We start from the raw sequence: 17,183 nt of genomic DNA on the forward strand, positions 1-17,183 counted from the left end.
AGGGAGGTTGCAATGAAGAAAGTAGCGTATTCAATCCTGGCGCTCGGCCTCAGCACCTCGCCGCTCATGGCGCAGGAACTGACTGTCATGACGGCGGGTGACCAGAACATGGTTGATTACATCAACGAGTTTCTCGGACCAATGTTCGAAAAGCAGAACCCGGGCGTCAAGGTTCGCGCTGTCGGAACCGGCCCCGGCGATGCAGGCTCGCAGAAGATCCTTGAGCGTTTCGATGCGCAGGCGCAGGCTAATGTACAGACATGGGATGCAGACGTTGCCGTGGTGCATGAGAAGTTCGTCGGCCCGATGGTCGAAAAGAGCTATCTGGAAAAGTACCGTGGCAAGATCGAAAGCGGTGCTCTTGTGACGCGCGCCAATGCCAAGATGGCGCTCGGCACCAATGTTGACGGCTATGTCATGCCGATGTTCAACAGCCAGACCGCACTTGCTTATAACCCCGTCCTCGTTCCAAATCCGCCAAAGAGCTACGAAGAGCTTGTTGCCTGGGCCAAGAAGAACCCCAAGCAATTTGGCTATAACGGCATCAAGGGCGGCGCATCGGGCGTGAGCTTCGTCATGGGCTGGATCTACGCTTTCGGCGGCGATGCCGACAAACTTCAGAACGGCCCGTTCGATGCGGCACAGGCTGCGAAATGGAACGATTCCTTCAACAAGCTGAAGGATTTCACGACGAACGCGACCCTGACGCCGGGCAATGCCGGCACTCTGGACATGCTGAGCCGTGGTGAAATCGCCATTGGTCCGGTTTGGGTCGACATGTTCTATTCCTGGAAGGCCAAGGGCCAGTTGCCGCCGGACATGAAACTCGTGCTGCCTGCGCCGGGCATGCCGGGCCAGCCCATGCATTACACCATTCCTGCCAAGGCCCCGCACAAGGATCTGGCCGAGAAGTTCGTCAACCTTGCCACCAGCCCGGAAGTTCAGGCCAAGGGTATCGTGGAACGCTTCAACTGGTATCCGGGCATTGATGCGCAGCACGTGCAGGCCAAGCTCGACAAGGCAACCTGGGAAAAGCTCTTCACTGATATTTCCCCGGATGATCTCGCCAAGAACGGCAAGGCTTTCCCGATTGCTCCCTATAACAAGGCGATCCTCGAAGCCTACGAGCGTCAGGTCGGAAACTGAATCCCTAGGAGGATGCGGGTTCAGTCCCGCATCCTCACTTTTCCAGGCGACAAAACTCGCTCACCTCTCCATGCCGGGTGATCCCTCATGCCATTACCATTGATCGGGCTGCTGCTGGTCACGCCCGCCCTCATCATCGTGTTGCTTCTGTTCATCGTGCCGCTTGCAAGCTCGGTCACGGGCGCGTTCAACGCGGACGGGAGCTTCGGCTTCGCCAATTTCTACAAAGCCTTCGAGCTTTACAGCAGCGATATCCTGTTCACGATCGTCATCGTTTCGCTTTCGGCGGCGTTGATCGGCCTCTGCTCTGTGGCGATTGGCGGATACCTGACGCTGGGCTCCAATCCGAAGGCTGTTGCCATCCTGCGCTGGCTCTATCGCTGGCCGCTTTTCGTGCCTTTCATCGTGGTCGGTCAGATCCTGCGAACCTTTCTCGCGAAGAACGGCCTGATGAACAGCATGCTGATCGAAACCGGTCTGGTGACACCACTGCAAACCATGAGCTTTCTGGACTGGCGCGGCATTGTGATCGCCTTCGTCTGGAAACAGACGCCATTCGTCACGCTGCTGCTGGCGGGTGCCATGGCCTCGCTGGATCGTTCAATGATCGAGTCTGCACGTAATCTGGGTGCCGGACGCCTTCGAATTCTCATCGAAATCATCCTGCCACAGGTTTTGCCAACGCTTATGGTCGGGCTCATTCTCAGCTTCGTCACGATGATGTCGGTGCTTTCGGTACCGTTGATGATCAACGCACAGTCCCCGACAATGATAACCGCAAGCATGGCTTTCCGCATCAATGCCTATGGTGATTATGGCGTGGCCAACGCGCTTGGCGTGATCTCGCTGCTCACCACCAGTCTTGTGGCCTGGATCTATCTGCGGCAAACCATGAGGGAACACAGATGAAAACGCTCATGATCGATCTGAAGTGGATACCGCGTGCGCTGGGCCTTGGCCTTCTCGCCTTCGCGATCTTCGGGCCGCTGACGAACCTGCTGCTTTGGGCTATCGCAGAGAAATGGTATTTCCCCCATGCGCTGCCGCTGCAATACGGATTTTCCTATTGGGTGAACGTATTCTCACCGCGCGGTAACGCAACGGGCTCCCTGTTGATGAGCATTCTCATCGCCAGCCTGACCGTGGTGCTCTCCATCGGTCTCGCGATACCGGCGGGTTATGCCCTGGCGCGCCTGAAGTTGCCGCTACGCGGTCTTATCCTGCTTATCCTCCTTATACCGCAAGCCTTCCCTAACCTGCCGGTCTATGTAAATATTGCCCGTATTTTCTACCAGTTTGGTTTGAATGGAACAGTCATCGGCGTCGTGCTGGTGCATGTCACTCACGGGCTGGTCTATGCGGTCTGGATCGCAACAGCTGCATTTTCCGCCATCGACCGCGAGTTGGAAGAAGCTGCTCGCTCCATGGGCGCCTCGGCGATGCGTACTTTTCGGGATGTCACCTTGCCGATTGCGGCACCCGGCCTTCTCGCCAGCGCCGTCTTCGTGTTTCTGGAATCGCTCGACGAGTTTACCGGCACCTATTTCGTGGGCGCGCCGGATATCTCCACCCTGCCGCTCCTGCTCTATACGGCAAGCTCCGGCGGTAACTATCAGATTGCTTCTATCACCGCTCTCATCCTACTTATTCCGTCGATTGCGTTCATGCTGGTCATTGAACGCTTCCTGCGGGCGGATGTGCTTTCCAAGGTGGGCCGGTAATGGCAGAGAAAAACGGCACAGATGAAATGGAGTTGCCGCGCTTCATCAGTGCGCATGAAGTCGCGCAACGTGCAGGTGTCTCGCGCTCTGCCGTTTCCCGCACCTTCACGCACGGAGCCAGCGTCTCGCCTGCGACGCGAGAGAAGGTGCTCCGGGCAGCTGAAGAGCTTGGCTATCAGGTCAATGATCTGGCGCGCGGACTGCTGGCCAACCGCAGCCAATTGATCGGTATGATCGCCTCCGATGCGGAAACGCCGTTCCGTTCGCAGCAGATCGCTGCCCTTTCGCGCCTCCTGATCGAAAGCGGCAGGGTTCCGGTGCTGATCACAACCGATCAGACAGAAGCAGGCCGCGCCTCGCATGCAACCCTCCTGCGCTACCGGGCGGAAGCCACGATCATTCTTTCCGGCATGCCATCCAAGGCGTTTGTCGATCTCGCACAACGCAACGGTCAGCCGCTGATCGCCGTTGGCCGAAGCGAAGTTGGGCCGGACCACATCCGCATCAACAACGTGCTGGCAGCAGAAACGGCGGTGGACCTTTTCGCCGCGCGAGGCATGCGGCGCATCGGCCTTGTAACGTCCGCCGTTGGCAGCCCCAACCTTGTGGAACGCGAAGAGGCTTACACGCGCAAGGCAAGGGACCTCGGACTCGAAGTTCATGTAGAGCGGGCCGAGCGAACCAATTACGATGGTGGAACGCTGGCAGCATCACTGCTTCTGACCAAGGAACGCAAGATCGAAGGCGTTTTCTGCGTCAACGACCTCATGGCGTTCGGACTAATGGATTATGCCCGCGACATGCTGGGGCTCTCGATCCCGGCCGATCTGTCGGTCATCGGTCTCGATGACGTACCGCAGGCCCGCTGGGGCGCCTACCGGCTGACCACCTTCCAGCAGAATGCGGAGCGGCAGGCGCGGGAGATCTTGCAGGTTCTGGAGCAACGGCTGAAGGAACCGACCGCGGCGCCGATCGTCTCGCAACTCGATCTGCCACTGGTCGTCCGCGAGACGGTCCGACCCTTGCCCGGGAAAAAACCAGAACCTTCAAAAGGAAACGAAGCCGAATGAGCGAATGGCACTCGATCTGGCTGATGCCTGCCGCAGACGACCTGCAATTCTTTCAAGCGATCGTCGATGATCTGTCTGAGCGCTTCAATACTGAATCATTCTGCCCGCATCTAACCCTGATGGAAGACATGCCGCGGTCGCGGGATGATCTGGCGGCGGCGCTGAGCCATCATTTCGCCGGACAGACTTCGTTTGAGGCGAAGATCAATCGCGTCGACGGTTTGCCGCTGTTTTTCCGCTCGCTCTTTGCAGGTTTCGAGGCCGCCGGTCCTCTTATCGGCCTGAAGACGCGGGCGGTGAAAGCCTTTGAGCGCGGCGAAGTGGAAAGCTTCATGCCACATATTTCGCTCGCTTACGGCGTGACCGAAGAGCAGAAAGCGGCACCGATCGCGGATCTCAGTACCCGCCTGACCGGCAAAGTGATCCGCTTCACGGAAGTTGTGGTGACAGCCTCGGCACAGTCCATCCCAATCAAGGACTGGCAGATCGTTTACCGCCATGTCCTTGAATGAAGGGCGTCAGTAAGTTGCCCGCCCGCCAGAAAGATCGAACACCGCACCCGTCGTGAAGCTGTTCTCGGCGGAAACAAGCCAGGTCACCATGGCGGCCGCCTCTTCTACCTTCAGGAAGCGACCACGCGGAATTTTCGATCGCATATATTCGATGAACTCGTCGCTCAACTGTTCGAGGATGCGCGTCTGCGCCGTCGCGGGCGTAATGCAGTTCACGGCGATATCGAAGCCAGCCAGTTCCTTGCCGAGCGATTTCGTCATGCCGATCACCGCCGCCTTTGAGGCGGAATAGGCGGACGCATTTGGATTGCCTTCTTTGCCCGCGATGGAAGCGATGTTGACGATGCGTCCGTAATTGCGCGCTTTCATTCCTGGCACACAGACGCGGTTGACGTGGAATGTACCATGCACGTTGATATCGATGATTTTCTTGAACATCTCGACATCGTAGACATCGAGCGGCGCTGCGGGTCCGGCAATGCCTGCCGAATTGACGAGGATGGAGACAGGACCCTGCCTCTCCTCGCTCTCCCGATGCGCAGCCTCGACAGCTGGATAGTCCGTGATATCGACAGCCACGCTTCGGGCATTGGCACCAAGAGCTGAAACCGCCTCCGACAGCAGTGCTTCGTTCACGTCCCACAGGGTAACCTTGGCGCCCGATTCCACGAAGCGTTTGGCCATGGCGAAGCCCAAACCTTGAGCCCCGCCAGTCACGACAGCGTGCTGGCCTGAAAGATCATAACTGTTCATATGTTATTCCTTGACCGCACCGGTCATCGACGAAACGTAGTAGTCCACGAAGAACGAGTAGAGGATGACGACTGGCAGAGAACCAAACAGCGCACCGGCCATCAGCGAACCCCATTCGAAGATATCGCCTCGCACCAGTTCGGTCAGAACGCCCACCGGCACAGTCTTGTTTTCAGAAGACTGGATGAAGGTCAGCGCGTAGATGAACTCGTTCCACGAGAGTGTAAAAGCGAAGATGCCAGCCGAAATCAGTCCCGGCACCGCGAGCGGCAGAATGATCTTGGAGAGGATCTGCCAGCGACTTGCCCCGTCCACCAAGGCGCTTTCTTCCAGTTCGAACGGAATCGACCGGAAATAGCCCATCAGCAGCCAGGTGCAGAAAGGAATGAGGAAGGTTGGATAGGTGAAGATCAGCGCCAGACGCGAGTCATAAATGCCGATCTTGAAGACGATGAAGGCAAGCGGAATGAAGAGGATGGATGGCGGCACCAGATAGGCCAGGAAGATGAACAGGCCGATGGACCGCGATCCGGTAAAGCGGATCCGCTCAATCGCGTAAGCGCCGAATACGGACGCCAGAAGCGACAGGAAGGTAGAGGCAAAGGCCACGACCATCGTGCTCCACAGCCAGCCGGGATAGGAGGTTTCGAACAGCAGATACTTGATGTGATCAAGTGTTGCGCCGACCACCCAGAACGGGCTGTAGTTGTCATAATCCGTCAGCTGCGAATTCGGCTTCACCGCTGTAATCGCCATCCAGTAGAACGGAAACAGCAGCACGAAGACGAAGAGCGCCATCGGAATATAAATGGTAACGATACGGCGCGGCAGCCTGTTGAGATAGGACATGCCCTGGCTGTCGTCGGTGAGCGCCCCATCGGCGGCCTGTACCTTGGTATTCATTGACCAGATCCTCAATCAGAGCATTTGCAGAAAGAACCAAGCCGGTTCCCTATCCGGAAATGCGTCAAACTCTCTCAATCGCCGCCGCCCTGCTGCCACTTGCGTCGCTGCAGGCCGAAGAAGGAAAACATGATGGCAGCCAGCAGGAAGGGCACCATGGCAACCGCAATGGCGGCGCCCTCGCCCAGCTGTCCGCCCGGAATGGCGCGCTGGAAGGAAAGCGTTGCCATCAGATGCGTGGCATTCACTGGACCGCCCTTGGTCAGGACGTAGATCAACTGGAAATCCGTGAAGGTGAACAGCACCGAGAAGGTCATCACCACGGCAATGATCGGCGTCAGCATCGGCAGGGTCACATGCCGGAAACGCTGCCAGCTTGAGGCGCCGTCCAGGGAAGCGGCTTCCTGAAGCGATGCTGGTATGGTCTGCAGGCCGGCAAGCAGCGAGATGGCGACGAACGGAATGCCGCGCCAGACATTGGCTGCAATGACCGAGGCACGTGCATTGGTCGGATCGCCCAGGAAGTTGATCGGCGCATCGATCAGTCCCATTTTCATCAACGACCAGGAGACGATCGAGAACTGAGCGTCATAGATCCACCAGAAGGCCAGCGCCGAAAGAACAGTGGGCACGACCCAGGGCAGCAGCACGATGGCGCGGAAAAAGGATTTGAACGGCAGGTGCTCGTTCAACAAAAGCGCCAACCACAGACCGAGGGCAAATTTCAGGACGGAGGCAACCGTAGTATAGAGGACGGTATTGAACACCGACATCCAGAACACGCTATCGCTCCAGAGGAACTGATAGTTCTCGAGCCCGATAAATATGCCGTCCCGGCCGATCTTCGTATCGGTGAACCCGAGCCACACGCCTAACCCAAGCGGATAGGTGAGAAAGCACAGCAGGAACACTGCCGCGGGAAGCATGAAAAGAAAGCCGAGAAAATCGCGGTTGTTGCCGAGACGGGCACCGAGCGAACGCTGCGGCGCATTCTGACCGGCCGATGAGGGCATCGTCATGACGGTTCACTCCAAAGCGCTGAAAATCGGAGGGGCGACAAGCGCGCCCCTCCGGCTATCATCCTGTTAGACGCGGTAGTAGCGGTTGGCGCGCTTCTCCGCCTGCGCCATGGCATCTTCCGGCGTGGAAGCACCCGTCACGGCGGCGGCGAACATGTCGACCAGAACATAGTCGGCCATCACGGCAGCCGAAGCGTAGCCCAGCGGGCCGGCATAGCCATTCGGACGCAGTGTTTCCGATGCCTTGGCATAGGGCGCGTGGATCGGGTTTTCCGTCCAGACCGGGTTACTGGCGAAAGCCTTCAGCGGCTGGCAGCAATAGGCGCTGGAGCCCTTGATCCAGGCATTCATCTGGTCAGCTTCCATCATGAACTTGATGTAGGCCTTTGCGGCTTCCGGATACTTGGTGTGCTTGAAGAGCAGCAGGGAACTCGTCTGGTGAAGCTCGATGCTCTTGCCGACCGGGCCGACCGGGAAGTTGGTGCTGCGCATGTCGGCAGCAATTTCCGCCAGCTTCGGATCGTTCTTGGCAGCGTAGTAGATGGAAACGCCGTTTGCCGTGAGCGACACCTGACCGGCCAGGAAGGCACGGTTATTGTTGATGTCGAGCCAGCTTTCCGTGCCCGGAATGAAGGTGGAATAGAGTTCCTTGGCATATTTGATGGCGGCCAGCGTTTCCGGTGAGTTGATCGTCACCTTGCCGCTTTCGTCCACCATCTTGGCGCCATGGCTCCACAGCAGCCAGTGAGCGTAGTTGTTGCCATCACCAACCGCCTTGCCATGCGGGAAGCCGGCAGGCGTGCCCTTGGCCTTCATCGCCTTGCAGAGCTCCAGGAAGCCCTTCGTATCCTTCGGGAATTCGCTGAAGCCCGCCGCCTTCATGTGGCTGTCGCGATAGACCACGGCATTGCCGATGGCCGTCAGAGGCATGGCAATGAACTTGCCTTCGCGCGTCGCATAGCCCTTCACGCCATCGTAGAAGCCACCATACTTGCCGTCGAGATAGGTGCCGAGCTCTGTCAGATCCAGAAGCTTGTCAGGGTACTGATGCGCGTCGTCGAACCAGCACATCACAAGATCGGGGCCGGAACCGACATTTGCCGCAACGGCCGCCTTCGGGCGGATGTCTTCCCAGCTTTCCTTGTCGATACGCACTTCGACGCCGGTCGCTTCCGTGAACTTCTTGGTGTTTGCCAGCCAGGCCTCTTCATCGCCCTTGACGAAGGGCGTCCAGCGCAGAAGGCGAAGGCTTGCCCCCTTTTCCGGCGTGTATTTCGGCTCTGCCGCGAATGCAGGATTGATACCGAAACCGGAAAGACCGGCAGCACCGGCCAGACCTGCGGTTCCGGCCAGGAATGTTCTTCTCTTGATCGACATGTTTACTCCTCCTCCGTTATCGGGACAAAGTCGCGTTCCACATTCCGGCTGCCCCTTGCCGGTCATGCCGCGCTACCATGCGCCGGATGATCCAGAATTGGACGGGGCTCCTCTTCCCCGACCAATTCTCGTTGATCACGCGGTCAACCGCATTCCTGTCTGCTCATCGAAAAGATGAACATGCTCCGCATCGATATTGATCGAGATGTTCTCGCCCGGACGGGCCGGGATACGTTCGCGGAAAACGCAACTCACTTCCGCGCCACCGAACTGCACGACCATCTGCGTCTCGTAGCCGGTCGGTTCCGTCACCACGACGGGAACGGAATAGCCATTGGGATCGAGACGAATATATTCGGGCCGCAAACCGTAGACGAGGTCGCGACCGGCTGCATTCGCATAGGCTCGCGTCAGCGGCAGCCGGGTGCCGTCCTTGGCCACGAAATGCATGGGATCCTGCGGGTCCAGCCTGCCCTTGATCATGTTCATGGCCGGGGAACCGATGAAGCCCGCGACGAACAGGTTGTTCGGCCGGTCATAGAGTTCCAGCGGCGAACCGATCTGCTCCACACGCCCGTCATGCATGACCACGATCTTGTCGGCCATGGTCATGGCTTCGATCTGGTCATGCGTCACATAGACCGTCGTTGTCTTGAGCCGCTGATGCAATTCCTTGATCTCGGCGCGCATGGCAACACGCAGCTTGGCGTCAAGGTTGGAAAGCGGCTCATCGAAAAGGAAGACCTGGGGATCGCGCACGATGGCGCGCCCCATGGCCACCCGCTGACGCTGTCCACCGGAGAGCTGCCGTGGATAGCGGTCGAGCAGATTGGTAAGGCCCAGGATACCGGCCGCGTAGTTGACACGCTTGTCGATTTCCGCCTGCGGTGCCGAATTCAGCATCAGCGAAAACGCCATGTTCTTGGCAACGGTCATGTGGGGATAGAGCGCGTAGTTCTGGAACACCATTGCGATGTCGCGTTCCTTTGGCGGCAGGTTGTTGACCTGCCGGCCACCAATGCGGATTTCGCCGCCGGAAATATTCTCAAGCCCAGCCAGCATGCGCAGCAGTGTGGATTTTCCACAACCGGACGGCCCGACAAGAATGACGAACTCGCCATCCTCGATATCTATATTGACCCCCTTGATGACGGGGAAGGCGCCAAAGGATTTTTTCACCTCGGCAAATTGAACGGTAGCCATGCGTCTCCTCCCAGAGTGCGATGTCAAATTTCGTCGTCTGTTGGCGCAAACGGCGGGCTCCTCCAGCCTCGCCGCTTCGCCTCGCTGTTATCCGCGTCCCACGAACGGCATTTTTGTTGCCATCACGGTCATCGTCAGAACATTGGCGTCGAGCGGCAGGCCCGCCATGTAGACCACCGCGTCCGCGATATGGCGCGAGTCGATCGTCGGTTCGGCCGCCATGCTGCCGTTTGCCTGGATCACACCCGCAGCGATCTTCTTCGTCATGTCGGTCGCCGCATTGCCGATATCGATCTGGCCACAGGCGATATCGAAATCGCGGCCATCCAGTGCTGTTGATTTCGTCAAACCGGTAATCGCATGCTTGGTTGCGGTATAGGGCGACGAATTCGGCCTCGGCGTGGTGGCGGAAATGGAACCGTTGTTGATGATGCGGCCGCCGCGCGGGTTCTGCGCCTTCATGAGCCTGAACGCCCCTTGCGTGCACAGAAATGCACCCGTCAGGTTAGCCGAAACCACATTGCTCCATTGTTCGAAACTGATCTCTTCGAGCGGAACGCCAGGTGCGCTCATGCCTGCATTGTTGACCAGCACGTCCAGACGACCGAATGTCTCGGAGATCTGGTCGTATAGCGCCTTCACCGCATCGGGGTTGCCAATATCGGCGCTGATCGCATGCACCGCTGCTCCGGTTTCGTCGCGAAGTTCACGCGCAGCGGTTTCCAGCAGGTCCAGTCTGCGGCCCGTGATCACCACCACATAACCAGCCTTGGCAAGGCCTCGAGCAATAGCCCGCCCAACGCCCGTACCGCCGCCCGTTACAAGAGCGATCTTTCCTGTCATCCGGTTCGTATCCTCACTCATCCCAGATGACCTCCCAATTCATCCTCGATATGAATGCGGATGATCTCATCGAAGGTAGACTCGGCTCTGAAACCAAGACCAACTGCCCGGCTTGCATCGAAGTTCGTTGGCCAACCGGCCACGATCTTGGCGATAACCGGATCCGGCTCCTTGCGGATCAGCGAGACTGCTTTTTCGCCTGCCACACGGCGCAGTGCCTCGATTTCCTCGCCGACCAGGGCAGAGAGACCGGGCATGGTGAGATTGCGGCGCGGACCGACCTTGGAGAGATCAAGCGTCGCACCATGCACGAAGAAGCCAACCGCCGAGCGCGGGCTCGCAAACCAATGGCGGACATTTTCATCCACCGGAAGCACGGCTTCCTTGCCGGAAAGCGGTTCGCGCAGAATGTTGGAGAAGAAGCCGGATGCCGCCTTGTTGGGTGTGCCCGGTCGAATGCAGATCGTCGGCAGGCGAATGCCAAGACCGTCAAAAATCCCGCGCCGCGAATAATCCGCCAGCAGCAGTTCCGCGATAGCCTTCTGTGTGCCGTAACTGGTCAATGGCGTCGTGAAGAACTCGCCGCCGATCATATCCGGGAAGGGTGCGCCGAAGACCGCAATGGAGGAGGCAAAGATCACACGCGGCACGTAAGGCTCTTTCAAACCTGCCTGCCTGATGGCTTCGAACAGCAACCGCGTGCCATCGAGATTGATGGTATAGCCCTTGTCGAAATCGGCTTCGGCCTCGCCGGAAACGATGGCCGCAAGATGGAAAATCAGATCCGGTCGCTGTTCGATAAGCTTTTCAGCGGATCCCTGCGCAGCAAAATCAAGCGTCAGAACCGACGAGACGGAAGCAAGGCTTTGCGGCACCGGCGACGGAAAAGCGTCCGCCAGTATCAACTGATCGATGCTGGCGCCGAGGCAATCCGGTTCACGACCGAGCCTTTCCACCAGTTTCCGGCCTACCATCCCGGCAGACCCAATGACCAGAACTTTCATGTGCGGCGCTCCTCCCTGCCGTATTTCATTTTATACTTGCCTTCAGACGGCAACGGCGCGCAGCGCCTTCGTGGTCTCGTAAATGCGGGTCAGATGCCTTCGAAAAGCATCCACCACGGCATCATCATCCTTACGCTTCAGCGCCTCCACGATTTCCACATGGTCTTCGTAGCTGTTCTCCGTGGCACCCGGCTTCGCCATGGCCTGACGGCGATAGTCCATCAGATAACCGTAGAGGTCCGTCACGATGTCGGTCAGCAATGGATTGCCGCACACCCGATAGATCGCCAGATGAAACTCCCGGTCGCAGATCAGAAAACGCATCGTATCCCGACCTGCTTCCCGCTGGGTCTCCAGCAGGTTTTCCAATTTCGCAATCGTTTCACCGTCCATGTTTCGGGCGGCCTGACGCACGACATCCAGTTCCACGAGCAGTCTTGCCGCATGAACGGCTTCAAGGTCATACCGGTCGATCACGCTTTTCGATGCCAGGGTGATCGGCAGATGGCTGAGATCGACATCCGCAACGCGGCTGCGACTTCCCTGCGATACCTCGATAAACCCTTTGCCCGCGAGGATCTGAATGGCGCCCCGAACAGTCTCCCGGCTGACATGCAGTACGGTCGCGAGTTCACGCTCTCCAGGCAGTTCGTCCCCTGCTTTCAACATGCCGGTCGCAATCAAGGTCGTCAGCTTGTCTGCAACCACATCCCGTGCAGTCTGCCGGGTCACGGACCCGCCGACCATGGGAACCTGATGCAGTATGGCATCCGCCTTCATTGCCGCTTCCTCCGTCCGCCCTCGTCGATCAGCCTGATACTGGTCTACTGGCCGGACCACCGGATATGCACTGTATTTAAGGTTGCGTTAGCGTCAATGCAAATTCGTTGCTGCATCGCGGCAATTCTGCGTCATTTTCTCCCTTCGAATCTGGACATCCAACCCAAGCCGGCATCCGTTGTGGCACGCGGACGATACTCTGCGCCGATAGGACGATCCCAACCAAGGAATGCCAGACGAGACAGAACATAAGGGTAGTCGATTTCGCCGGAATCCGGCTCACCGCGGTCAGGCACGGCAGCGATCTGAACATGTCCGACATGCGGCATCAGGCGTTCAAAACGCCGGCACAGATCGCCTTCCATGATTTGCACATGGTAGCAGTCGAACATGATCTTCAGATTGGCGTGCCCAACCTCCTCGATGACCGAAACAGCCTGCGCTGTGGTGCTCAGGAAGTAATCCGGCGCATCGCGGTTGTTGAGCGGCTCAATGAGAATGGTCTTGCCGTGGGCCGCAGCCAGTTCGCAGGCAATGGTCAGATTGGCGACATAAGTGGCATGAGCCACCTCACCAGACGCCTTACCCGCCATGACGTGAATGTTCGGTACATCGAGCGCCACCGCATAATCCAGCGCCTGGCGAATTGCTGTCTGCGCCTCCAGTTCCCGACCGGGAAGCGCGGCCAGACCGTTTTCGCCTGCCTCTACGCGTCCCCGAACCGTGTTGAGACCAAGCATCGCAAGACCGGTCTCATCCAGCGCCGCTTTCAGCCGATCGACACTCTCATTATACGGCCAGTGACATTCCACGGCATCGAAACCAGCGGACTTTGCAGCACGAATTGCGTCGGGAAGAGATAACTCCTGCCATAGAAATCCCAGATTGGCGGAAAAGCGTGTCGCCATCAGTCCCACTCCACATCGAATGTCGTGACAACCTTTGCGATCTGCTCCGGTGTCAGCATGCGCGGCTTCAGCCCATGGGTGAGCAGCGCGAGCTTCGCGGTCTCTTCCAGCTCTTCCACCGCATAGACTGCCGCCTCCAGATCCTTGCCGGCAACAACTGGCCCGTGGTTGGCCAGCATGACCGCACTGCGCTTGCCCGCCAGTCCGCGGATCGCATCACCCATGGCGGGATCGCCAGGAATGAAATACGGCAGGAGCTTCACCTTGCCGAGCTTCATGATCGAATAGGCCGTCAGCGGCGGCAGCATGTTTTCCGGGTCGACATCCGGCAGCATTGAAAGCGCCACAGAATGGCAGGAATGCAGATGAACCACAGCGCCGGTTCGCGTCGGGCGCGTCTCGTAGAAGGCCGAATGAAGCGGCATTTCCTTGGTGGGCTTGTCGCCACCGATCAGACGTCCATCCGCATCGAACAGCGAAAGCCTGCCCGGATCCAGGCTACCGAAAGAACTGCCGGTCGGCGTGACCAGAAGCCGACCATCAGAAAGCCTTGCCGAGATATTGCCGGAAGAACCGCCTGTCAGACCTCGCTCGAACAGCGATTTGGCCATGCGGCATATATCGTCCCGCAGCCGCGCCTCTTCGCTCATGAGGCCTCCAGAAGGCAGAACGCCTGTGCGAAGAAGTCTTCCGCTCCGAAATTGCCGGACTTAAGCGCCAGTGCGATGGTGCGACCTTCAAGGTTCGCATAGGTCCAAGGCACGCCCGGTGCGATTTCCTTGCCGATCGATAGCTGCCTGACACCGAGTGCATTGACCACTGCGCCGGATGTTTCTCCCCCGGCAACCACGAAACGGCTGACGCCAAGTCGCGATGCGTCCTGCGCAATCCTGGCCAGCGCCTCCTCGACCAGCGCGCCAGACTTTTCGACGCCAAGCGCCTGCTGATAGTTGCGCACCTCATCCGGCTCCGCCGTGGCATAGACGAGCTTGGCCTTATCGATTGGAACGCTTCGCAGCCAATTCAGCGCAGGTTCCACACCTTTCTCTGCCAAAGCCAGAGGATCGAGCCTGTAGCTTTCCGCATGAGGCAGATAGCGCCCAACCTGTTTGCGGGTCATGGCTGAGCAACTGCCGGAGAGTACGATCTGCCCCTCTCCTACGCGAACCTGAGTTCCCTGGCTGCGTGAGCCCGAAAGTTCCCCCGCATCGGCCAGCAACTTCGGCAAGGGCATTGCCAGCGCACTGCCGCCGGTTACGAGCCGAAACCCCATGGTTGCCTGTGCGATGACTGCCAGATCGTCGTCCGCAACCGCATCAACCACGACATGCCGCACGCCCTCGTTCTTCAGCGCGTCCAGTCGATCACGCAGCGCCTCGACGCCCTTGGCGACCACGAGCCGGTTTGCCAGCCCGACGGGTAAGGTCACCTGCGGCGAAAGCAGCCGGACAAGGCTTGAATCGCGCATCGGCGTCAGCGGATGATCTTTCATCGCGCTTTCATCAAGTGGCTGCTCGCCAACGAAAAGATGCCCCATGAAAATGCTGCGCCCGTTCTCCGGGAAGGCTGGGCAATAGATGGTCTGGGATGCGCCAAGGCGCTGCATCAGGGCTTCCGAGACAGGACCGATATTGCCTTCGGCTGTGCTGTCGAAGGTGGAGCAATATTTCCAATAGAACCGCTTTGCTCCGGCCTTTTCCAGCCAGTCGGCAGCGATCAGGGCCTGCTCGACAGCCTGCTCGACCGGCAGGGTGCGGATCTTCAGCGCAATGATCTCGAAAGGCGCCATAGGCGTATCGTCAGACTTTGGCAGGCCAAGCCGCAGCGATACTGGCCAGCCGCTGCGCGACAGAAGCGCCGCAAGGTCAGTTGCGCCAGTAAAATCGTCGGCAATAGCGCCAAAGCTTATCTGCACAGATTATCCCTCCATGCCAGGAAGCTTGATGGATGCACGTTCTGCCAGGATCTTTGCCACCGCTGCATCATCCTCCAGTCCGAGACCGGACTCAGCTGCTTCCTTGAACAGGGCCAGCGCGGCTGCACTGAGCGGCGTGCTGGCACCTGCCTTGTCAGCCTCGCTGGTGACGATGCCGAGATCCTTGACGAAGATATTGACCGCCGAACGTGGCGTGTAGTCGCCATCGACAATGTGCGGCCCTCTGTTTTCGAACATCCAGGAGGAGCCTGCAGACACGCGAATGACGTCGAAAACGGTTCGGAGATCGAGGCCTTCGGCGGCAGCCAGAGTCAGCGCCTCCGCCGTTGCCGCGATATGGACACCCGCCAGCAACTGGTTGATCATCTTGACCTTGGAGCCGAGACCGACCTCCGAGCCAAGCCGGAATACCTTTGCTGATACGGCATCCAGCGCCGCGGCTGCATGGTCGAACGCTTGGTCGGGCCCTGAAGCCATGACCGTGATTTCGCCCGCCAAAGCCTTGATATGACCGCCGGACACCGGCGCATCGATGACCTGCATACCCGCGCTGCTCAGCCGCTCAGCAAGTTCCATAGTGGCAGTGGGTGCCATGGTGACACAGAGAAGAAATACGGTGCCAGCCTTGGCAGATTTCAGCGCGCCTCGCTCACCGAACAGAACCTCTTCGGCCTGCCGGGAGTTCACGACGAAGACGAAAACCACGTCGCTTTCGCCAGCACTGGCAGCGTCCGGATAGGCTTTGCCGCCCTCCTTCTCGAAACTGGCCAATACGTCGCTGCGGATATCCACGCCCTTCACATCGAAGCCCGCGCGCAACAGGGAAAGTGCGGCACCCCAGCCCATGGAGCCTAGACCGATGACTGTCGCTGTCATTTGCCTCGTCATGCTGGCGCCTCCCAACGCAATCATGCTTGACACTGGTATCGATACCGGTATCGGTAACGTATGAGGTGATTGTTAACTCTGTCAACCGGGAAATTTCTAAAACAGGATTTCGCACATGCGTCAGCCAACATTGGAAGAGGTGGCGGCTAGGGCCGGTGTCAGCAAAATGACGGCCTCGCGAGCCCTCAGGGGCGCACGCGATGTATCCGCAGCGAGCATCGAGAAGGTCAAGGTTGCAGCAGAGCAACTGGGCTATGTCGGCAATCAGCTTGCGCTTTCTTTATCGTCGCGCCGGACCAATCTCATAGGCGTCGTCATTCCCAGCATGTCCAATATCGTGTTCCCGGAAGTGCTTGGCGGCATCATCAGCGGATTGGAAGGCTCTGGCCTCCAGCCGGTTTTCGGCGTCAGCGATTACGACCTCGACAAGGAACGAGACATCATCCGCAACATGCTGTCATGGAAGCCCGCAGCGCTCATCATTACAGGGTTGGATCAGCCGGAAGAGACGCGTAAACTGCTGCGACAGAGCGATATTCCCGTCATTCAGATCATGGACCTGGACGGGGAGCCAATAGATTTCGTGGTTGGTCTTTCCCACACACAAGCAGGGCGCGACATGGCCGAGGCCATTCTTGCATCTGGCCGCAAACGGATCGGCTACATCGGCAGTGCGGTCGACCGTGACCGACGAGCCATCAAACGCCGCGCCGGTTTTGAGGCAGCCCTTCAGGATAACGGCCTGACCTTCGTTTCGGTCGAAACCAGTCTTGACGCTTCATCTTCCCGGCTCGGGAGAGATCTGACCGAACGCCTGCTCGCACGGCATCCGGATCTTGATTGCATCTATTGCTCGAACGACGATATGGCGGCAGGCAGCCTGTTTGCCTGCATGAAGCTAGGGCGAGATGTGCCAGGCGACATTCTCATCGCAGGCTTCAACGGGCTGGAGATAACAAGCGCGCTGCCTGTTCGAATTGCCACCTCGACATCACCCCGCAGAGCCATTGGCGAACAGGCGGCGCAACTCGCCTTGGCAGCGATGAACGGCAACGGAAAGGATCTCGCCCGCCGCATCGAGTTGCGGGCAGAGATCACACTGGGCGATGCAGAGAAATGA

Annotated in this window: 18 protein-coding genes; 6 read left to right on the plus strand and 12 right to left on the minus strand. The window is 58.6% G+C overall.

What is annotated here, in order from left to right; genetic code table 11:
• Positions 1-12 precede the first annotated feature (12 nt).
• The 5 genes from ASD54_RS23465 to ASD54_RS23485 all read left to right on the plus strand — a co-directional run bounded on the left by ASD54_RS23465 (position 13) and on the right by ASD54_RS23485 (position 4,449).
• Positions 13-1,146 (plus strand): extracellular solute-binding protein, encoded by a 1,134-nt coding sequence (locus ASD54_RS23465; protein ID WP_062557014.1) that lies wholly within the window; start codon positions 13-15, stop codon positions 1,144-1,146.
• Between the two features lie 87 nt (positions 1,147-1,233).
• The gene (locus ASD54_RS23470; RefSeq protein WP_062557015.1) at positions 1,234-2,055 is read left to right on the plus strand and encodes an ABC transporter permease subunit; all 822 of its coding nucleotides are present in this window, start codon (positions 1,234-1,236) and stop codon (positions 2,053-2,055) included.
• Positions 2,052-2,867 (plus strand): ABC transporter permease subunit, encoded by an 816-nt coding sequence (locus tag ASD54_RS23475; RefSeq protein ID WP_062557016.1) that lies wholly within the window; start codon positions 2,052-2,054, stop codon positions 2,865-2,867. The genes ASD54_RS23470 and ASD54_RS23475 overlap by 4 nt, the downstream gene beginning before the upstream one ends.
• On the plus strand, positions 2,867-3,937 hold the full coding sequence (locus tag ASD54_RS23480) for a LacI family DNA-binding transcriptional regulator (protein ID WP_062557017.1): 1,071 nt from the start codon (positions 2,867-2,869) through the stop codon (positions 3,935-3,937). Before ASD54_RS23475 ends, ASD54_RS23480 begins: the two co-directional genes overlap by 1 nt.
• Complete coding sequence (locus ASD54_RS23485; protein ID WP_062557018.1) at positions 3,934-4,449, plus strand: 2'-5' RNA ligase family protein; 516 nt, start codon at positions 3,934-3,936, stop codon at positions 4,447-4,449. The genes ASD54_RS23480 and ASD54_RS23485 overlap by 4 nt, the downstream gene beginning before the upstream one ends.
• A 6-nt stretch (positions 4,450-4,455) precedes the next feature.
• On the opposite strand, the gene ASD54_RS23490 is transcribed toward ASD54_RS23485, so the two are convergent.
• From ASD54_RS23490 to ltnD, 12 genes are all read right to left on the minus strand, one after another.
• Positions 4,456-5,202 carry an SDR family NAD(P)-dependent oxidoreductase gene (locus ASD54_RS23490; RefSeq protein ID WP_062557019.1) on the minus strand — a complete coding sequence of 249 codons (747 nt, stop codon included), beginning with the start codon at positions 5,200-5,202 and terminating at the stop codon, positions 4,456-4,458.
• 3 nt (positions 5,203-5,205) lie between these two features.
• A complete protein-coding gene (locus ASD54_RS23495) occupies positions 5,206-6,105 on the minus strand; it encodes a carbohydrate ABC transporter permease (protein WP_062557020.1) in 900 nt (299 codons plus the stop codon).
• A 74-nt stretch (positions 6,106-6,179) separates the two neighbouring features.
• Positions 6,180-7,124 carry a sugar ABC transporter permease gene (locus tag ASD54_RS23500; RefSeq protein ID WP_062557021.1) on the minus strand — a complete coding sequence of 315 codons (945 nt, stop codon included), beginning with the start codon at positions 7,122-7,124 and terminating at the stop codon, positions 6,180-6,182.
• A gap of 66 nt (positions 7,125-7,190) precedes the next feature.
• The gene (locus ASD54_RS23505; protein WP_062557022.1) at positions 7,191-8,501 is read right to left on the minus strand and encodes an ABC transporter substrate-binding protein; all 1,311 of its coding nucleotides are present in this window, start codon (positions 8,499-8,501) and stop codon (positions 7,191-7,193) included.
• A 135-nt stretch (positions 8,502-8,636) separates the two neighbouring features.
• The gene (gene ugpC, locus ASD54_RS23510) at positions 8,637-9,704 is read right to left on the minus strand and encodes a sn-glycerol-3-phosphate ABC transporter ATP-binding protein UgpC (RefSeq protein ID WP_062557023.1); all 1,068 of its coding nucleotides are present in this window, start codon (positions 9,702-9,704) and stop codon (positions 8,637-8,639) included.
• 87 nt (positions 9,705-9,791) lie between these two features.
• A complete protein-coding gene (locus tag ASD54_RS23515; RefSeq protein WP_062557024.1) occupies positions 9,792-10,568 on the minus strand; it encodes an SDR family oxidoreductase in 777 nt (258 codons plus the stop codon).
• Positions 10,565-11,551, minus strand: coding sequence for a D-erythronate dehydrogenase (denD, locus tag ASD54_RS23520; RefSeq protein ID WP_062557025.1), 987 nt, complete (start codon positions 11,549-11,551; stop codon positions 10,565-10,567). Before denD ends, ASD54_RS23515 begins: the two co-directional genes overlap by 4 nt.
• A 42-nt stretch (positions 11,552-11,593) precedes the next feature.
• Positions 11,594-12,331 carry a FadR/GntR family transcriptional regulator gene (locus ASD54_RS23525; protein ID WP_062557026.1) on the minus strand — a complete coding sequence of 246 codons (738 nt, stop codon included), beginning with the start codon at positions 12,329-12,331 and terminating at the stop codon, positions 11,594-11,596.
• A 131-nt stretch (positions 12,332-12,462) separates the two neighbouring features.
• Positions 12,463-13,239 (minus strand): TIM barrel protein, encoded by a 777-nt coding sequence (locus tag ASD54_RS23530; protein ID WP_062557027.1) that lies wholly within the window; start codon positions 13,237-13,239, stop codon positions 12,463-12,465.
• Positions 13,239-13,889: a 3-oxo-tetronate 4-phosphate decarboxylase gene (otnC, locus tag ASD54_RS23535; RefSeq protein ID WP_062557028.1), complete on the minus strand. Its 651-nt coding sequence runs from the start codon at positions 13,887-13,889 to the stop codon at positions 13,239-13,241. Before otnC ends, ASD54_RS23530 begins: the two co-directional genes overlap by 1 nt.
• Positions 13,886-15,154, minus strand: a complete 1,269-nt coding sequence (gene otnK / locus ASD54_RS23540; RefSeq protein WP_062557029.1) for a 3-oxo-tetronate kinase — start codon at positions 15,152-15,154, stop codon at positions 13,886-13,888. The genes otnC and otnK overlap by 4 nt, the downstream gene beginning before the upstream one ends.
• A gap of 3 nt (positions 15,155-15,157) precedes the next feature.
• The gene (ltnD, locus tag ASD54_RS23545) at positions 15,158-16,063 is read right to left on the minus strand and encodes an L-threonate dehydrogenase (RefSeq protein ID WP_062557030.1); all 906 of its coding nucleotides are present in this window, start codon (positions 16,061-16,063) and stop codon (positions 15,158-15,160) included.
• A gap of 115 nt (positions 16,064-16,178) precedes the next feature.
• On the opposite strand from ltnD, the gene ASD54_RS23550 reads away from it, so the two are divergent.
• The gene (locus ASD54_RS23550; protein ID WP_082547364.1) at positions 16,179-17,183 is read left to right on the plus strand and encodes a LacI family DNA-binding transcriptional regulator; all 1,005 of its coding nucleotides are present in this window, start codon (positions 16,179-16,181) and stop codon (positions 17,181-17,183) included.

It is taken from the genome of Rhizobium sp. Root149, assembly GCF_001427345.1.
GTDB lineage: Bacteria > Pseudomonadota > Alphaproteobacteria > Rhizobiales > Rhizobiaceae > Neorhizobium > Neorhizobium rhizoryzae.

Excerpts from the sequence above, each read along its gene's own strand:
- ASD54_RS23465 (WP_062557014.1), top strand. The coding sequence starts at position 13 with ATGAAGAAAGTAGCGTATTCAATCCTGGCGCTCGGCCTCAGCACCTCG.
- ASD54_RS23470 (WP_062557015.1), top strand. The coding sequence starts at position 1,234 with ATGCCATTACCATTGATCGGGCTGCTGCTGGTCACGCCCGCCCTCATC.
- ASD54_RS23475 (WP_062557016.1), top strand. The coding sequence starts at position 2,052 with ATGAAAACGCTCATGATCGATCTGAAGTGGATACCGCGTGCGCTGGGC.
- ASD54_RS23480 (WP_062557017.1), top strand. The coding sequence starts at position 2,867 with ATGGCAGAGAAAAACGGCACAGATGAAATGGAGTTGCCGCGCTTCATC.
- ASD54_RS23485 (WP_062557018.1), top strand. The coding sequence starts at position 3,934 with ATGAGCGAATGGCACTCGATCTGGCTGATGCCTGCCGCAGACGACCTG.
- ASD54_RS23490 (WP_062557019.1), bottom strand. The coding sequence starts at position 5,202 with ATGAACAGTTATGATCTTTCAGGCCAGCACGCTGTCGTGACTGGCGGG.
- ASD54_RS23495 (WP_062557020.1), bottom strand. The coding sequence starts at position 6,105 with ATGAATACCAAGGTACAGGCCGCCGATGGGGCGCTCACCGACGACAGC.
- ASD54_RS23500 (WP_062557021.1), bottom strand. The coding sequence starts at position 7,124 with ATGACGATGCCCTCATCGGCCGGTCAGAATGCGCCGCAGCGTTCGCTC.
- ASD54_RS23505 (WP_062557022.1), bottom strand. The coding sequence starts at position 8,501 with ATGTCGATCAAGAGAAGAACATTCCTGGCCGGAACCGCAGGTCTGGCC.
- ugpC (WP_062557023.1), bottom strand. The coding sequence starts at position 9,704 with ATGGCTACCGTTCAATTTGCCGAGGTGAAAAAATCCTTTGGCGCCTTC.
- ASD54_RS23515 (WP_062557024.1), bottom strand. The coding sequence starts at position 10,568 with ATGAGTGAGGATACGAACCGGATGACAGGAAAGATCGCTCTTGTAACG.
- denD (WP_062557025.1), bottom strand. The coding sequence starts at position 11,551 with ATGAAAGTTCTGGTCATTGGGTCTGCCGGGATGGTAGGCCGGAAACTG.
- ASD54_RS23525 (WP_062557026.1), bottom strand. The coding sequence starts at position 12,331 with ATGAAGGCGGATGCCATACTGCATCAGGTTCCCATGGTCGGCGGGTCC.
- ASD54_RS23530 (WP_062557027.1), bottom strand. The coding sequence starts at position 13,239 with ATGGCGACACGCTTTTCCGCCAATCTGGGATTTCTATGGCAGGAGTTA.
- otnC (WP_062557028.1), bottom strand. The coding sequence starts at position 13,889 with ATGAGCGAAGAGGCGCGGCTGCGGGACGATATATGCCGCATGGCCAAA.
- ltnD (WP_062557030.1), bottom strand. The coding sequence starts at position 16,063 with ATGACGAGGCAAATGACAGCGACAGTCATCGGTCTAGGCTCCATGGGC.
- ASD54_RS23550 (WP_082547364.1), top strand. The coding sequence starts at position 16,179 with ATGCGTCAGCCAACATTGGAAGAGGTGGCGGCTAGGGCCGGTGTCAGC.